This window comes from Clostridium gasigenes (assembly GCF_017348895.1).
GTDB classification, from domain to species: domain Bacteria; phylum Bacillota; class Clostridia; order Clostridiales; family Clostridiaceae; genus Clostridium; species Clostridium gasigenes.
Genome location: NZ_CP071376.1, coordinates 2,929,389 through 2,946,446 on the forward strand (window position 1 = coordinate 2,929,389; position 17,058 = coordinate 2,946,446).

13 protein-coding genes and 1 pseudogene are annotated in these 17,058 nt (G+C 30.8%); 13 read left to right on the forward strand and 1 reads right to left on the reverse strand.

Annotation, left to right across the window (positions count from 1 at the left end; translation table 11 throughout):
• The first annotated feature begins 40 nt into the window (after positions 1-40).
• From J1C67_RS13600 to gmtX, 5 genes are all read left to right on the forward strand, one after another.
• A complete protein-coding gene (locus tag J1C67_RS13600; RefSeq protein ID WP_167867704.1) occupies positions 41-934 on the forward strand; it encodes an ABC transporter ATP-binding protein in 894 nt (297 codons plus the stop codon).
• Positions 934-2,256, forward strand: a complete 1,323-nt coding sequence (locus J1C67_RS13605) for an ABC transporter permease (protein ID WP_167867703.1) — start codon at positions 934-936, stop codon at positions 2,254-2,256. The genes J1C67_RS13600 and J1C67_RS13605 overlap by 1 nt, the downstream gene beginning before the upstream one ends.
• A gap of 212 nt (positions 2,257-2,468) precedes the next feature.
• Positions 2,469-3,956 carry a gamma-mobile-trio recombinase GmtY gene (gene gmtY / locus J1C67_RS13610; protein WP_207253511.1) on the forward strand — a complete coding sequence of 496 codons (1,488 nt, stop codon included), beginning with the start codon at positions 2,469-2,471 and terminating at the stop codon, positions 3,954-3,956.
• A complete protein-coding gene (gmtZ, locus tag J1C67_RS13615; RefSeq protein ID WP_207253512.1) occupies positions 3,957-6,695 on the forward strand; it encodes a gamma-mobile-trio integrase GmtZ in 2,739 nt (912 codons plus the stop codon).
• A gap of 19 nt (positions 6,696-6,714) precedes the next feature.
• A complete protein-coding gene (gene gmtX / locus J1C67_RS13620; RefSeq protein ID WP_207253513.1) occupies positions 6,715-7,362 on the forward strand; it encodes a gamma-mobile-trio protein GmtX in 648 nt (215 codons plus the stop codon).
• 115 nt (positions 7,363-7,477) lie between these two features.
• Here the strand turns inward: gmtX and J1C67_RS13625 are convergent, their stop codons facing one another.
• Positions 7,478-8,071: a recombinase family protein gene (locus tag J1C67_RS13625; RefSeq protein WP_207253514.1), complete on the reverse strand. Its 594-nt coding sequence runs from the start codon at positions 8,069-8,071 to the stop codon at positions 7,478-7,480.
• Between the two features lie 482 nt (positions 8,072-8,553).
• Here J1C67_RS13625 and J1C67_RS13630 point away from each other — a divergent pair, with 482 nt between their 5' ends.
• The 8 genes and pseudogenes from J1C67_RS13630 to J1C67_RS13670 all read left to right on the forward strand — a co-directional run bounded on the left by J1C67_RS13630 (position 8,554) and on the right by J1C67_RS13670 (position 17,039).
• Positions 8,554-9,612: a lactonase family protein gene (locus tag J1C67_RS13630; protein ID WP_167867328.1), complete on the forward strand. Its 1,059-nt coding sequence runs from the start codon at positions 8,554-8,556 to the stop codon at positions 9,610-9,612.
• Positions 9,613-10,127: 515 nt separating this feature from the next.
• Entirely contained in the window at positions 10,128-10,694 is a 567-nt protein-coding gene (locus J1C67_RS13635) for a tyrosine-type recombinase/integrase (protein ID WP_167867327.1), read from the forward strand.
• Between the two features lie 18 nt (positions 10,695-10,712).
• Positions 10,713-11,315: pseudogene (locus J1C67_RS19800) on the forward strand (DUF4158 domain-containing protein).
• A gap of 5 nt (positions 11,316-11,320) precedes the next feature.
• Entirely contained in the window at positions 11,321-13,663 is a 2,343-nt protein-coding gene (locus J1C67_RS13650; protein WP_207253604.1) for a Tn3 family transposase, read from the forward strand.
• Between the two features lie 389 nt (positions 13,664-14,052).
• Positions 14,053-15,339: an MFS transporter gene (locus J1C67_RS13655; RefSeq protein ID WP_167867326.1), complete on the forward strand. Its 1,287-nt coding sequence runs from the start codon at positions 14,053-14,055 to the stop codon at positions 15,337-15,339.
• Positions 15,340-15,367: 28 nt separating this feature from the next.
• A complete protein-coding gene (locus tag J1C67_RS13660; RefSeq protein WP_167867325.1) occupies positions 15,368-15,850 on the forward strand; it encodes a GNAT family N-acetyltransferase in 483 nt (160 codons plus the stop codon).
• 141 nt (positions 15,851-15,991) lie between these two features.
• Positions 15,992-16,678 (forward strand): HAD family hydrolase, encoded by a 687-nt coding sequence (locus J1C67_RS13665; protein WP_167867324.1) that lies wholly within the window; start codon positions 15,992-15,994, stop codon positions 16,676-16,678.
• A 166-nt stretch (positions 16,679-16,844) separates the two neighbouring features.
• Complete coding sequence (locus tag J1C67_RS13670) at positions 16,845-17,039, forward strand: hypothetical protein (protein WP_167867323.1); 195 nt, start codon at positions 16,845-16,847, stop codon at positions 17,037-17,039.
• The last annotated feature ends 19 nt before the right edge of the window (positions 17,040-17,058 follow it).

Sequence of the window (17,058 nt, forward strand, 5' to 3'; positions counted from 1 at the left end):
TGGATTAGTTTAAATATATTAATAAATGAGGGGGATAAAAATGGCTTTAACAGTTACAAATTTAAATAAAAATTACGGAGAAAATAAAGTTGTAGATAAATTAAGTTTTTCAATTGATAAACCAGGAGTTTTTGGGTTACTTGGAACTAATGGTGCAGGTAAGACAACTACTATCCGTATGATACTTGGAATGATTAATAAAGATGGGGGAACAGTTACGTGGAATGGAGAAAATTACACTCCTAATACAGTTTCAACAGGATATCTTGCAGAGGAACGTGGAATTTATGCTAAATTCTCAATTATAGATCAGTTGGTTTATTTTGGAGAACTTAAAGGGATGTCTAAGGCTGATGCTATAAAAAGTATTGATTATTGGCTTGAAAGATTAGAAGCAACGGAGTATAAAAATAAAAAAGCAGACCAACTATCAAAAGGAAATCAACAAAAAATACAATTTATTGCAGCCCTTATTTCTAATCCATCATTATTAATTTTAGATGAGCCATTAAGTGGATTGGATCCTGTTAATACAGATCTTTTTAAAGAAGTTATTAAAGAGCAGATTGGTAAGGGTAAATATATTATAATGTCTAGCCATCAAATGAATACAATAGAAGAGTTTTGCGAAAATCTTTTAATATTAAATAAAGGAAAAACAATATTACAAGGTAATCTAAAAGAGATTAAAAAAGGCTATGGAAGAAACAGGTTATTAGTTAGATGTGATGAAGATATTAAACATTTAATAAAGGAATGTAATATGGAAATTGAAAGTGAAAATGCTGAGGAAATAAATTTAATGGTGAAAAGCCAAGAGGAAGTTAATAGGTTATTAAAAAGAATAACTGATGAAAATATATCTCTTGTAAAATTTGAATTAAGAGAGCCAAGTTTACATGAAATATTCATAGAAAAGGTTGGTGGACAATAATGGATTTGAGAAAATTTTGGAAAGTTGTTAAGTTTACAATAACGCAGCAAGTAAAAGGGAAATCTTTTAAAGTATCAACAATTATTATTTTATTAGCAGTAGCTATTATGACGTCTTTAGTTAATATTATTCCAGCTATACAAGACAAAAAAGCTAATAATAAAGAAATTGTTAATAGTGAAGAAACAGAATTTAAAATTAATACTGCATATTATAATGATAATTCAGGATTAAATATAGATATTTCAAATGATATTAAAAATTCTTTTAAAGATTTAGACCTTGTAAATACATCAGATAGTAAGGAAATTGCAAGCAAAAAGCTTAAAGATACTGAAGAAAATATGGTATATATTTTTGTATCTAAAGGTGAACTTGGATATTCAGTAGAACTTCTAAAGCCTGGTAATGATAAAATTGTAAAGGCTGATGCTAAAGTGCTAGTAGAGGCAGTTTCATCTTCTTTAGATGCTGGTAGATTAATAGGAGCAGGTGTAAACCCTGAAGCATTGCAAAATGTTATGGCATCGATTGGAACTGATATTTTAGAGGCTAAAGATGCAACAATTACAATGGAAGAAAGAATAATGAAGACTATATTACCAATGGTTGCGTGCTTTTTATTATTCTATATTATCTACTTTTATGGATATTGGGTTGCAAATTCAATAGTAGCAGAAAAAACATCAAGAGTAATGGAACTTTTGCTTACATCAACAAAAGCTATGGAACTTTTGGTAGGGAAATGTGTAGGAATGGGATTGTTAGCAATTTCACAATTTGCAACTATAATATTAACAGTGATTCTATCGTTAAAAATAAGTGGGCAACTTGCACAAAAATTAATTTTTGAGGGTGCAAAAGCTATAGATATTACAGGTATAATAGCTAAAATACCACTTATGCAAATGATAGCTGTTATAGTATTCTTTATACTAGGATATGTATTATATTCAATTTTAAATGCATTAGTTGGGGCTACGGTTAGTAAGTTAGAAGATTTACAGATGGCCATGATGCCTGTAACTTTAGTTGGTATATTTGGTTTTTACTTAGCGTATGCAGCGGTAATAGCACATGGTAGTAAAGCTGTTGCAACAGCAGCTGCATATATACCTTTTTCATCACCATTTTATATTCCATCAGCAATTTTAGCTGGTAATGCAGAAATGTCACAAATAATAATTGGATTAATAATATTAATAGTTACAATTGTGTTATTAATGTTATTTACAGTAAGAGTATATTCAGTAGTGATATTGCACACAGGAAATAGAGTAAAAATAAAAGATTTAATATCAATTTTTACAAAAGAACAATAAGATATAAATTTAATAATATTTATATTGTAAAAGAATATAATAAATATAAAATCTCTGGAACGTAATGTTATCTAGGGTAAAATATTTATAATCAAACTACTAAAAAGGTATTACATTTTAATATGTAGTACCTTTTTTATTGTTGTTATGTATAAATATCTATGGTGTTATACATAATAATATAATCAAACTATAAGTACAGGAGGATATATATGAAGTATGTTCAGGTATCTTCAAAAACATATAGGGATAATACAGGAAGGAGCATAGACGTTCCTACTCTTCTAGTTGAGTATAATGGAGAGATAATACTTTTTGAACAATTACACAGATATCAAATAAAGAATCGTAGTAAAAGCAGAACTTGGCATAAGAAGTTAGTGCAAGCTGTTGGACTATTGCTTGATTATATGGAAGCTAATCAGAAATGTTATTCTTCTGCAAAAGAATTCTTTGATACATTTACGGAGTCTGTTTATTCAGGAACAATAAATGAAGAAGGTTTAGACCCTTCGGGACTTTATTGGTTACCTAAAAGAGTTAAAACAGCAAATATGCTTTTATATGCTTTAGATGGGTTATCAGATTGGTTATATGAAGAATATGGAGCTGTTCAATTAAACCCATGGAGAAAAGCAACAAGATATGAAGAACGACTTAACTGGATGGCACAGATCAACAAAAGTCAGAATTCATTTCTAGGGCATTTAGATGATGTTCATGAAATGTCTGAAACTGTAAAATCAGTTCGCAATGCTGTTAGAAGAAGAAAACCACACTCATCAAAAGGGGATACAAAAGACTTCCCTGAAAATAAAATACATGAGCTACTATGGGAAGGGTTTAAGAATACAAGAAAGAACTATGAATTAGACCTTGTTGACCGCTATAAATGGCGTGATATTGCCATTACTATACTGATGCATGGCGGTGGACTTAGACATAGCGAAGTATTTCATTTATGGGTGCAGGATGTATTCCTTGACCCTGAAGACCCAAATCTTGCTGTGGTAAGAATCTATCACCCAAGCGAAGGAAAAGCCCCGCAGGATTTCAAGAGCCCTACTACTGGTAAATATATAACAGACAGAGAAAGCTATTTGCTATTAAAATATGGTTTGCTTCCACGCAATATGTATTCCGCACAGGGTAAACGATTTGCAGGGTGGAAAGAGCCAAGACTTGATAACGATGAAGATAAATACATGCATGTTTACTGGTTGTCAAAGGAATGGGGATACATCTTTATGTATGCATGGAAAATGTATATGGCAAAAAGGTTAAGAGATGGCATTAAGGATACTCACCCATTTGCCTTTGTCTCACATTCGCCTAAAACACTAGGAGAAATGATGTCACTTAGGAGTCAGAGGGAGTCTCACGAAAAAGCGGTTGAAAAGATTGATTTGATAGTCGGAAAGAACTATGGCACTACTTTACACGGACATAGACACGCATATGGTCAAAGACTTAAAAATGCCAATATAGATGACCGCATCAAGCAAGTTGCCATGCACCACAAATCCATAGAGTCTCATAAAGTATACACAGAGCCAACAGTTGCAGATGTTACAGCTTCACTAAATAATGCCACTACATCTTTGGATAATGGTTGTGTACTTCCAATGCAGACTGAGATTGATGCATGGATGAATGAAGAAACTAAACAGCAGAATAGATACAGATATAGGAGAAAATAAATGGGAAGAAAAACTTATGATAATTTATTCAAGTATAAAATGATTGAGGAACTTTGCAATGGGAAATCACCCACTGAGATTGAGCGAGAATATGATGTTAAAAATTGTACTGTCATAAAATGGATCCGAGATTTCATTGAAAACGGAGCTTTTAATGATAATGCATTATCGCCAAAAGAAAATCTGAGGCTTGAACACTTAAAGGAAAAAACAAAGAAAAGAGAACTTGAGTTAAGACAGCATGGAACTAGCACGGGTGAAAGTCTTGAATGGCTTTTAGAATATGATTTTGAATTAAAGGAATGGAAAGAATATGCCGAGGAATGGATAAAAACGGTTGTAAGAAGTAAAGATGTAGCACTTGCAAGTCTATCAAACTTCTTTAAGAAATATGCTGTTCCCTATAACATCACTAGGTCTGTGCAGGAGTTCATTTCAAGAGAATATGACTCCAAAAATTTTTACGAGATTATTTATGGGGAAGCAGGCTCACAATCCTCTGCTTTAAAAAGAGCAAAAAAGATTATTGCTTTCATTGACTGGGTCATTGAGGAGAAGTTTTCAGTTGAAGATGATTTAGGAAACAAACTTACTCCAGCAGAATTTGAAAATCCTCTAACAAAATATTTACCAGACTCTGTAAAATCATCTCAACGTAATGAATCAGATAAGAATGTATTGCCTTATAAATATATTAAAGACCTTCGTAATATACTCGGCCCTCTAAATGCAACCTGCTTTAAAGACTTGAAATTTGCACAAGATGCATGCGATTCAAAATCAGGTGGTGATTGGTTCATTGTTGATAAGTCTGTTATTGATAAAAATGATCCAGACTGTGTTTACAGATTCAGAAAAACTTCCAAGTATGAAAAGACAATTAAAGGGCTTTCTGATGAAGTATATGAGATGTGGTTTCCTGGGACTACTGTGGCACTTTTGACAAAACTCCTTCTTCCTTTGAGAACTTATCAGGTACGTATGCTTGACAGTGGAGAAATGGATACTTATAAGCATGTGCAGACTATGCGAAATGTGGCTGGAGAATGGATTAAGAATGAGTCACATTTAAGTCGGGGTACAGAAAGAAATCCTTTTGAAAGAGGAGTTCTTCGTAAATTCAAAGACAAAACAACACAGCTTGAAATGACAGGTTTTTTTATCAATACGAATAAAACAGCAGACATCAACAAAGAGGAATCCGATAAAGGTTATGACATTCCTTGGCAGTACGAAGAAGCACAATACTGGCTTGCAAAGCTTAGGGACTGGCAGATGAAGTACAATCCTATTTCTCAACCTGCAAAATGGACAGAAATGACAGCAAATCACTTAGGAAGCTCAAAAGATGTGAGGATTTTAAAACAAATGGGGAAAATCACATTTCTTTTCAGAAATCCAAATTCAATAGGACAGGAACACTTGCCAATAGTAGTAAAAGGATTGGACACTTTTTGGTATAAGACACTTCAAAAGCTTGAGGAGCAGCTTAAAGAAAATGCATCATCCGAAGAAGAAAGAACATTAAAATTTGTGCATCCAGACAGTAACAAAAAGACTTATTATCCCCTTCATTCACTCAGGGTATCACTTATAACTGCCTATGCTCTTGAAGGTGGAGTTCCAATGCCTATTCTTTCAAAGGCTATCGCAGGTCACGCAAGACTCATTATGACTCTTTATTATACAAAAGCAGGTATTTCATATGTTACAGATACAATGAATCAGGCTGAAAAGAGCATCCTTGAAAATGATAAAGAAGCTTTTAATAGATTTATTAGAGATGCAAAGTATGAACAGTTAGAAACAAGTGTAGCTGCCAATGACCCAATAGCTTATCAGGCGGTAATCAATGCTCAAAAATCAGGTGCAAGTATTGTTATAAGTGATAAAGGAATTTGTCCTAAAGGCTGTTTTGGATGCGATTCAGGTGGCACATATGTTAATGATGATACGGATAAACTCACTTACGGTATTGTTCCAGGTTTTCCAGAGCAGAACTGTGTCAGATGTAGATGGTTCGTAACTAGTCCCGCTTTTCTTCCAGGCTTAGTGCATCATTTTAATACCATAGGCTACAATATGGGAGAAACAGGAAAACGAGTGATTAAATATCAGCATGATATAGAACTTTTAGAGAATGAAAAATATGAATGTGAACTTAATGGAACCATATTTACAAAACATCATGAATTGCTTAAATATGAGCAGTTCTATGCACAGGAGATACAGAAGAATGATAAGCTAGCAAACGATTATAATGCCACTCTTCGTCTTATTGATAAGAGCATGAAGATAATCAAAGAACCTTCTTCTAATGATGGATTTCAGCTTGTTACTGTAGGTTCTATATCAGATGTTGAAATTTCTATTAATAACGTTGAACATAAACTTGAACAGCTTCAAATCATCTGTAATGGGGCGGAACTGTTTCCTGAAACAGATGCAAGCAAGGCAGTTCTTCAAAGGTCTCAAATCATAGATTTAACATTTAAAAATAACAATAAAATGCCCGTTATGTTCTCATTAACAGAAGAAGAACAGCTTATTGCAGGAAATCAATTCATGAGGCTTTTGATTAGTCGTGCAGGTAGTTTAAAAGATGCTATTCCTTATGCAATCGGGCGTAAGGAACTTGAAGAAATCGGGTTTGAGAATGAGTTTGTTGATGAACTTAAATCTGTGACTATAAATAGTAATGTATTAATATTAGATAATTCTACTATTGATGAAGAATAATTTATGTATTGGAGGATATATGATAGAAATGCATCCAGATGAACTGTTCTCAAAGTTTTACGAGAACGCTTCCACAAGGAAAAAGAAAACACTAGAACTCATACATAACGCCTGTAAAAAACAGTCTGAGTCTGACATAAAAGATTTTTCCATTGGCACTATAGCCAAACTGATAGCAGATGATGGCGGTCTAAGTGAACAGGCACTTAGAAACAAAAATGCCGAAGATTACAGAGTTTTGATAAGCCAGTGGGCTGAATACTATAAAGCTACCACTAAAAAGCCTAAAAAAGAAAAGACATCAACAGTAAACGATGATATCTTAGCAAGTATCTCCGAACCAACAACAAAGGCACTGGTTGGTATGCTTATGTCAGAGAATAAAAAGCTCAAAAGAGAAAACTCTCTGCTTAAGGAACAAACAACCTTAACGATTGATATGCGTCCTATAAACGATATAAGCAGAAATAAGGATGTTGTTATAGTGGAGCCTTCTTACAATCTAACAGATACCGAAGTAGATGCTCTGAGAAATGCCATATCAAACGAATTTATGAACCATCAAGGATGGACTACCGATAATTATGGCAGAGTAAAAGAAAACGGCATTCAGGTATATAAGGCAGGATATGTAACTGCCATTCAAAAAATTCTTAATGAAATATAAAAATTTACATAGCCTTGAATCCTTTTTAAAAAGGGTTTAGGCTATTTTTTTCATTAAAAAAAACATAAAATTCACACATTAAGAATATAAATATTATCTATACCTCAATGATAATTTATTGTTTATCAAATTCATCTAATGATTTCTCTTTCCTAACATAGTTATACAGGGTGTTTTTACTGATACCACACATAGTACATATATCATTAATGCTTAACTTCTTATCCTCATAAAGGATCAACGCTCTTTGTATGTTGACATTATCCACTTTAGGTCTACCACCAACCTTGCCACGCTTCCTAGCTGATTCTAAGCCCTCTTTTGTCCTGGAGGATATTAATTCCCTTTCAAGCTGACTTAACCCACTCATAACCGTTAATAAGAATGTAGAGTATGGATTGCTATTTGTTGTATCTAACCATGTATCTTTTAAGCTTTTTATCGAAGCTCCTTTTTCTTTTATTTCATCAACCAAACCTAGCAAATCCTTGCTACTCCTTGATATTCTTGTTATATCAACAACAACTACAATATCATTACTTTCAAGTTCTTCTAGCATCTTTTTAAGCATGGGTCTATCCTTTGATGTGCCAGAGTATTTTTCAACATACATATTTCTTTTAGGTATTCCATATTCTTTTAATTGATCTACTTGCCTATCTAAATTTTGGTCTTTTTTGCTAACTCTAGCATAACCAATCAATGCCATAAATTCAGCCTCCTATTACAAAATAAAAGTACAAATAACCATTGTTTTGCTAGGTATTTGTACTATATTTATTGTACTTCTTTTTCTACTTTTCTATCCACCTAAATACTAGGCTGAGCTAATATTGTTACTACCAATCATTAAAGTACAAAAAACGAACGTTTATGGCACCAAAGAGAAAAATAAAAACAAGAGAATTATACTCTTGCTATAGCATATTAATTTTTATGAATGTAATCTTTTGCAAACAAGGAAGATGTTCTACACATTTATGCTTATATGCATATTTATATTTTGTATTTTGTAACTTAGTATATCTATTTCGCACAAATTGTATATAAAATCAGTAAGTTAATAGCCATTCTCTTAAAGAGAATGGCAAAAATATAAATATTTTATTTTAGAACACTATTTTACTGATGGTGCATAACATGTATTAGTTAGATTTTAAATTTAACTATAATTTAAAGGAGATTGATAAAATGTCTTGTAATAAAAACAATTGTATTAGAATGGTATTTTCTATGACAAATGAAATAAATAACAGTGTTGTTGCTTTTATTCGCGATAACATGGGAACTTTATCTTGTCCAAAAGCTTTTAGAACAGGCGGAAATGGGACAGGCTTGCAACAAGCAGATCCTCTTGGCTCTCAAGGATCAATTGCTTTATCCTCTAACGGTAAATTTCTCTTTGTGGTTAACGCTGGCAGTAATAATATAAGTAGTTTTCGCGTATTTCAAGGTGGCCTTTCTCTTATTGAAGTAGTCCCATCAGGTGGTATTTTTCCTAACAGTTTAACTATAAATAACCACAATCTTTATGTAACAAATTCCGGTAACCAACCTCAATTTGCCGCTAATGTTACTGGATTTCATATTGATTCTGATGGGCATCTTTGTTTTATAAACGGCTCTCAAAGACCTTTGAGTTCCAGTAATGCTCAATCAAGATGTATTGTTTCAAGTCCTTGTAATAATAAACTTGTTGTAAGTGAAGCTGTTACAAATAATCTCAGTGTTTACAACGTAGATTGCTATGGAAGGCTAACTGGTCCAACTGTAACTCCTTCTAATGGTGTAGGTCCTTTTGGCTCAGCTTATCTTAATAATAATCTTCTGGTAGTTAGTGAAGTAGGTACAAATGCATTATCTTCATATAGGGTTATGAATAATGGAGATCTTGATGTTATTAGTGGTTCTGTCTTAAATAATCAAGCAGCCACTTGTTGGGTTTCAGTTGATCCTGATGAGCATTATGCTTATACCTCTAACGCTGGTAATGGAACAATAACTCAATATCGTATTATGCATGGAGGAATTCTTACTGTTGTAGAAACTATACCAAGTACACCTAATACAACAGGAACTCCAATTGATAGTAGAATAGATATGTGTGGCAGAAACTTTTATGTTTTAAATGGTAGAGAAGGCTCAATCAGTGTGTTTAAAATTGATAATAATGGGCATTTAGTTCTATTACAGATTTACAGAGATACAAAATTACCACAAATTGGTGCACAAGGAATGGCAGTACTCTAAATATCAATAAATTATGATTTTTAAATGCATGTATAGTTTGAAGATAGTAAGATACAAATTAAGTATTAAAATGTTCATTTTTTGTAAGTATATTAATACTAGGAACAATTTTTTAAATTTAACCTCATTAAGTTGATATAGTTAAAAAAGTTAGTGTATTATCTACTTAATGAGGTGATTTTTGATTAAACAATAAAAACATTTAGGGGTAGCATACGCAAAAATGATATTTCGTACGCTAAGAGAAATATCACTCCAAAAAAGTAATTATTTTACTTTTAGAGTTAGTAGAATAGATTTTTTGAAAATTTAAAGTTTTATTGGCCAATGTAATCTTTTAGTTAAAATCATACATTCGTAAAAACAGCATAAAGCGTTGATATATAAAGGCTTATAGTAGATTCAACTAAAGCCTTTTTTCTTATTATGTATTTGAATGTATTGTTTCGTATGCTATATTGTAAATATAGTACATTAAATTTGTGACCTTTAGGACACTTTTTAGGAGTGAATTTATGATAGTAGAACCCATAAACGATAAAAAGAAGATAAATGATTTTCTTACTTTTCTAAAAGGAAAGAATGAAAGGGACTGGCTTATGGCCAAGTTCCGGTTAAACACTGGACTTAGAATAAGCGATGTAGTTAAGGTGAAGGTAAGTGATATTCTAACGGAAAAGTTTAATTTCAAAGATTATTTTGTGCTGCAGGAGCAAAAGACAAATAAAGAAAAGAAGATAAAGCTAAATGACAGCATTAAAACAGCGTTAAACACCTATATAAAACAAAATAAGCTTGGACATAATAATTATATCTTTAGAAGTAGAAAGGGCTTAAATAAGCATATAACTGTTACACAAGCCTATAGATTATTAAAAAATGCAGCTGTAAGCATAGGTATAGAAAATTTTGGTACCCATTCTTTAAGAAAGACCTGGGGTTATTGGACCTACAAAGTAAGTAGATATAATATAGGGTTAATTATGGACACATTCAATCACAGTAGCCAGAAGATCACATTAAGATACATAGGAATAGATCAGGGGGCTAAGGATGAACTTTATAGCTTAGTTCAATTTTAACAAAGGAGTAATTTTTATATGATTTTAAACAGAAGAGAGTTGCTTACTCAGCAACAAAGAGAAGAACTTGTAAGTATTCCATTTGAAAAAGATGAACATCAAATGAGTGTATTTTATATGTTATCAATTGATGATATTGAAATAATAAATAACCACAGAAAAGATTTTAACAAATTAGGATTTGCTCTGCAACTAGCTTTGCTTAGATATCCAGGCTGTTCTATATCTAACATAAAAAATATTCCTTATTCAATTGTTAAATATATTGCGGATCAATTAGATTTAGAGCCTGAGGTATTTAATTTGTATGCTGAAAGGGATACTACAAAACGAGAACACTTAGAAGAAATATGCATTGAATATGGATAAAAAAATTTCTCAAAGGATGAAGATAAATTCCTATTTGAGGAAATCTTAAATTATGCTATGGAAAATGATAATTCAACTTTTCTCATAAAAAAGGCTTTAGAAATATTAAAGAAAGCTAAAATAATTTTTCCTGCTATGATAACTATAGAAAGTATTGTTTGGTTTGCTCGTGAAAATGCTGATAACATTACATTTAAATCTTTAACAGAAAATATGACCTTAGAGCAAAAAATCGTCTTGATACTATACTAACGCCAATGAATGATACGATAACAACATATTTATCATGGATAAAAAGTGCTCCATTAAATCCTTCGTCCAAAACATTTAAAGAAATAATTGAAAGAATAAACTACATAAAAAGTCTTCAAATAAATATTGATATAAAATTAATACATCCAAACAAATTACGCTATCTATCGAGACTTGGGTATAAATATGATGCATATGCATTACGGCGTTTTGAGGAAATTAAGAGATATTCGATACTGGTAGTTTTTCTAACTGATTTAAATGGAGAATTAATTGATCAAGCTATTCAAGTACACTCAAAGCTTATGATTTCACTACATTCTAAAGGATTAAAGCTTAGGGATGAACTAAATGTAAAAAGTTCAAAATCCGCAAATGAAATAATGCAGCTTCATGTTAAACTTGTAAAAGCTATAGATACTGCCCTTTCAGAAAAGAAAGATATTTCAAAAGAGTTAGAAAATCTAGGAAAATGGGAAATATTCAAAGAATATGCATATAGTGCTGAAAAAATAATACGTCCATTGAATAACGATTATCTTGATTTGCTAGATAGTAGTTTTGGTAATTTAAGAAAATACTCTCCAATTCTCTTTAAAAATTTAGAATTTCATCCATCAAATAATTCTACAGCCTTAATAAATGCTGTTAATGTCATAAAAGATATGAATGATAACAACAAACGGAAAATTCCTGACGATGCTCCTATAGAGTTTATTTCAAAACGCTGGAAAAATCATGTATGTAATGAAGATGGCACAATAAATAAACGGTATTACGAAATGGCAGTTCTTACAGAATTAAATAATGCAATTCATTCGGGTGACATATGGATCAGTGATAGTAAGCGGCATAAAAATATAAACGAATATCTTATTAGCGATGAAGACTGGAAGAGTTCCTGCTTAAAGAATGAAGCAGGTATTTCTGTAAGTTTATCAATAGATGAATATTTAAAAGAACGACAAGAAACGTTATTAGACAAGTTACAATATGTATCAAAAAATGTTAAAAATCTTGAAGATGTAAGTATTGATGGAGGTAAAATTTCACTAAAAAGATTGGAAAAAAATGTTTCAGAAGAATCTGAAAAGTTTAATTCTATGATTTATGGAATGATTCCTAAAATAAGTCTTCCTGAATTGCTTTTAGAGGTCTCAGAATGGACTCATTTCGAACAGCATTTAACCCATGCTACAGATAAGCCTCCTAAAAATGATGAAATACCTATATTGATGGCAGCAATAATGGCTCTTGGTACAAATATAGGAGTTCAAAAAATGGCAGATTCAACATCATATATTACCTATGCTCAAATGGCAAATATATCAGAATGGAGACTCCATGATGATGCTTTAAAAAAAGCACAAGCTACTCTTGTAAACTACCAACACCATCTTGACCTATCACAGTATTTTGGAGATGGCACCACTTCATCCTCAGATGGTATGCGTGTTGAAGTTGGAGTTTCCTCAATTTATGCTGATAAGAATCCACACTATGGAATAGGCAAGGGACTTACTATGTATCGTCATGTAAGTAACCAATATTCTGCTTATAGTATAGATGTAATTACTACTAATTCAAGGAATTCGCTATACTTGCTTGATGGTATATTGGGACATGAATCTGAGCTTCAAATAGAGGAACATTATACTGATACAGCTGGATACACAGATCAAGTATTCGGATTATTTCATTTATTTGGAATTAGATTTGCTCCAAGAATAAGAGATTTATCAGAATGTGTTTTGTTTTTATTTAATGATACTGAGGAGTTCTATAAAACGATTAAAGATATTGTTAAAGGGCGTATAAATGTTAAATCAATAACTGATGATTATGAATCTGTATTAAAATTAGCTCATTCAATATTTATAGGTAAAGTTTCAGCATCCTTAATCCTAGAAAAATTAGGTTCCTACTCAAGAAAAAATAGTATGGCAAAAGCTTTAAGGGAAATGGGTAAAATAGAAAAAACAATGTTTATATTGGAATATATATCGGATAAAAACTTTAGAAGACGCATTCAAAGAGGACTAAATAAAGGAGAAGCTATGAATGCCCTGGCAAGAGCTATTTTCTTTGGTAAATTTGGAGAATTTAGAAGAAGAGCTTTACAAGAACAACTGCAAAGTGCCAGTGCTTTAAATATTATAATCAATGCAATAACAATTTGGAATTGTGTTTATTTAAATAAAGCTATTGATCATCTAAAGTGTAATAGCGGATTTGACGAAAGTCTCTTAAATAATATATCACCACTTGGATGGAAGCATATAAATTTTTTAGGCGAGTATAAATTTAATTTAAATCAAAATGGAAACTTAAAGGAACTAAATCTTTAAATAAAGCACTTTAAACCCTAAAATATTGCATTTATGGGGCTGCATTTCTCTTAGCGTACGAAATATCATTTTCGCGTACGCTACCCCATTATCTCGAAAAAAGATTGAGTTAATGGATGTATTTTAATGCTAGAAATAAAAAAAGTTTGATTGTAAAGTTTGATTATATATAATCAAACTCAAAGCCTTTAAATATAAGATGTAAATTTATTTGATTATACTTTTTACCCTATATTACCTAAAGTTCCGGAGATTTTTTCTGCGTATTAATATAATAGTAATCAGTGATTTTACTTTTGAAAAAATTGTAATAAATATTAAAAATAATGTTATAATTATTATATAATGTGAAATTAAGTAATAAATAAATTAATGATTGGGGTTAAATAATGAATTTTAAAATTTTAAAAGATAAAAACTTTTCACTTTTAATGTTTGGGAAAATAACATCACTAGTAGGTAGTTCAATGCAGACATTTGCATTATCCCTATTTGTCCTTGCAACAACAGGGTCAGCTACAAAATTTGCATCAATACTTGCAGTTACAATGATTCCACAGTTAATACTTGGGCCATTTGCAGGCGTTTTTGTTGATTGGTTTGATAGAAAGAAAATAATAATTAGCCTAGACATATTAAGTGGTGTGGTAGTATCAATTTTTGCAGTAATATATTTTATAACTGGACAAATGCCAATAGGATATATTTATATTTTAGCAATAACTCTTTCACTTATTTCAACACTATTTCAACCAACTATCCAAACAATTATTCCAACAATAACTAAAAAAGATGATTTAATAGAAGTGAATTCAATAAATTCACTTATAATGTCTCTTGGAAATGTGTTAGCACCATTGCTTGCGGGGATACTTTATGGGCTAGTTGGATTAAAAATTATATTTGTTATAAATGCAATAAGTTTCTTTGTTTCAGCATTCTCAGAGTGCTTCCTAAAAATTCCGAAAACAAACAACATGAAAGAGAAACCATCGTTGAACTTGTTTTGGAAAGATTTTTCTGATGGAATAAAGTTTTCAGTAAAAAACAAATCTATTTTAGCAATAACAACTTTAGCTATGATGCTAAATTTTGCACTTGGGTCTTTTACAATAGGTACAGTATATATATGTAAAAGGATTTTAGTAGTTTCAGACTTTCAATTCGGATTAGCAGAATCAGTTGGTGTAGTAGCAATGATTATAGCAAGTTTTACAACGAGTTATTTGGGAAAAAAGTATTCAGTGGGAAAGAATATTTATCAAAGCCTGTTAGCAGTAGGAATAATAACTACACTTTTTTCAGTGGTAATCTTTGGTCCATTTAAAGATAGCTTTGCAAGTAACCTTCCACCATATAGTCTTCTTCTGGTAATAATATCTTTATTATGTTTATTTATTGGAATAGCAAATATATTTATAGGAACACTTTTTCAAAAAATTGTACCACTAGATTACATGGGGAGGGTTGGAACAGTTTTAGGAACTATTTCTATGGCGGCAATACCTCTTAGTAGTATGATTTTTGGAATATTATTTGATATAATGCCAGCAACTATAATATTCCCGATATCAGGAATTATGGTTATAATACCGGTATTGTTATATAAAAAAGTTTTGTTATCAGTAGAAACTGGAAAATGTGAAGATAAAGAAATAGAGGGGGTTATTGGGTAAGGAATTAAGCACTGTAAGGAGGAGTTTGATGATTGAAAATATTATATTTTCAAAAATTATAGTAGATGATTATGAAAAATTAACTGATATTATGACTAGGGCTTTTAATGAGGATACAAGTATGCATACAAAGCTAAAAGAAGATGGACCAAAAGGTTATAATGATGGAAGCTTAATTAAGAAATTAAATGAAAATATTAAAAATACTAGTATGGAAATACTTTATAAAAATGAAGTTGTAGGTGCTTATACAATTTATGAAGAGGATAATGAGATATTTTATTTAGATATGTTATTTATAGATCCTAATTATAAAAATAAAAGTTTAGGTAAGTTAACATGGCAACATGTTGAGGAGACTTATAGAACGGCTAAAAAATGGAGCGTTGAAACACCTGAATACTCAAAGCGGAATCATTATTTTTATAGTGAAAAATGTAGCTTTATATTAACTGGAGAAAAAACATATGGAGATGGAGAAAAATCATATGTTTTTGAAAAACAATTTTAATATCAGTTAAAAAATCGCAAATATTATTTGAAAAATACTTTATACCAATGCATCTAGATATTGTTCCAAGATTTAAAATTATTAACTCTAAAATATCTATGAGTGAACTGAGCAACCAAATAAAAAAGTGGGTGATTTAATATGAAGAAAAATATAAATGTTATATTCTTTGACTTGTTCTTTACACTTGTAACACCAAAATATAATGATTTAAGAAATGAAAATGATGTGCTAAAAATAACAAGAGAGGAGTGGGAAATCCATGCAGAAGATAATGAATTATATGAAAAAAGAGCAATAGGTAAAGAAAAAATTCCTATAAAGATAATTGAAAGTATTATTAAAAAAATGGGAATGAAAGTTAGTGACTGTGATAAAAATGAAGTTTTAAGATTAAGAGAAGAGAGATTTAAAAAATCTATAATTGAAGTAGATTTTAGTATTATTGATGTTCTTTTAAATTTAAAGAAAAATGGGAAAAAGGTATGTTTGATAAGTAATGCAGATATAATTGATGTAAAGCATTGGGAAAACTCACCACTATATAACTTATTTGACGGCGCAATATTTTCATATGAAGTAGGATATATAAAACCTCAAATTGAAATTTATAATATCGCACTTAACAGAATGAAAGCCAAACCAGAAGAATGTATTTTTATTGGAGATGGTGGTTCTGATGAATTAAAAGGTGCAAAAGAGTTAGGTATAAAGACTATATTGACAAGTTATTTATTAAAAAGGAATGAAAAACAACTTAACACACTAAAGAAATTTGCAGATTACTATATTGAAGATTTCCAAGAAATTAAAAATTTATTGATTTAACAAAATGATAATAAAAATATATAGGTAATGAGCAAGAGTCGTATTCTACGTAATGTTTTAGAAGCTTTATTTGATAGAATAGCTATTTTAAAAGGTGGAAAAATTTTAGGGTTATTAATTTAAAATACATCAAAGTTAACTGACACTAGGAATATTTTTAAATTCGTTGATATGGGGACAATTTATTATTGTACAAGAATTCATATGTGGGATAAAAGTAACAACGAAAATAATACCAAAAGTTATTGCATCAATTGGGGTTGGGATTCTTTATAGTATAACAGGTAATATTATAGTTCCAATGATTGCACCTGGATTAGAAATACGGCTTGATCACTGGATAAAACAGAATTTTAGCTAAGTAAAACAGTCTGTTAAAT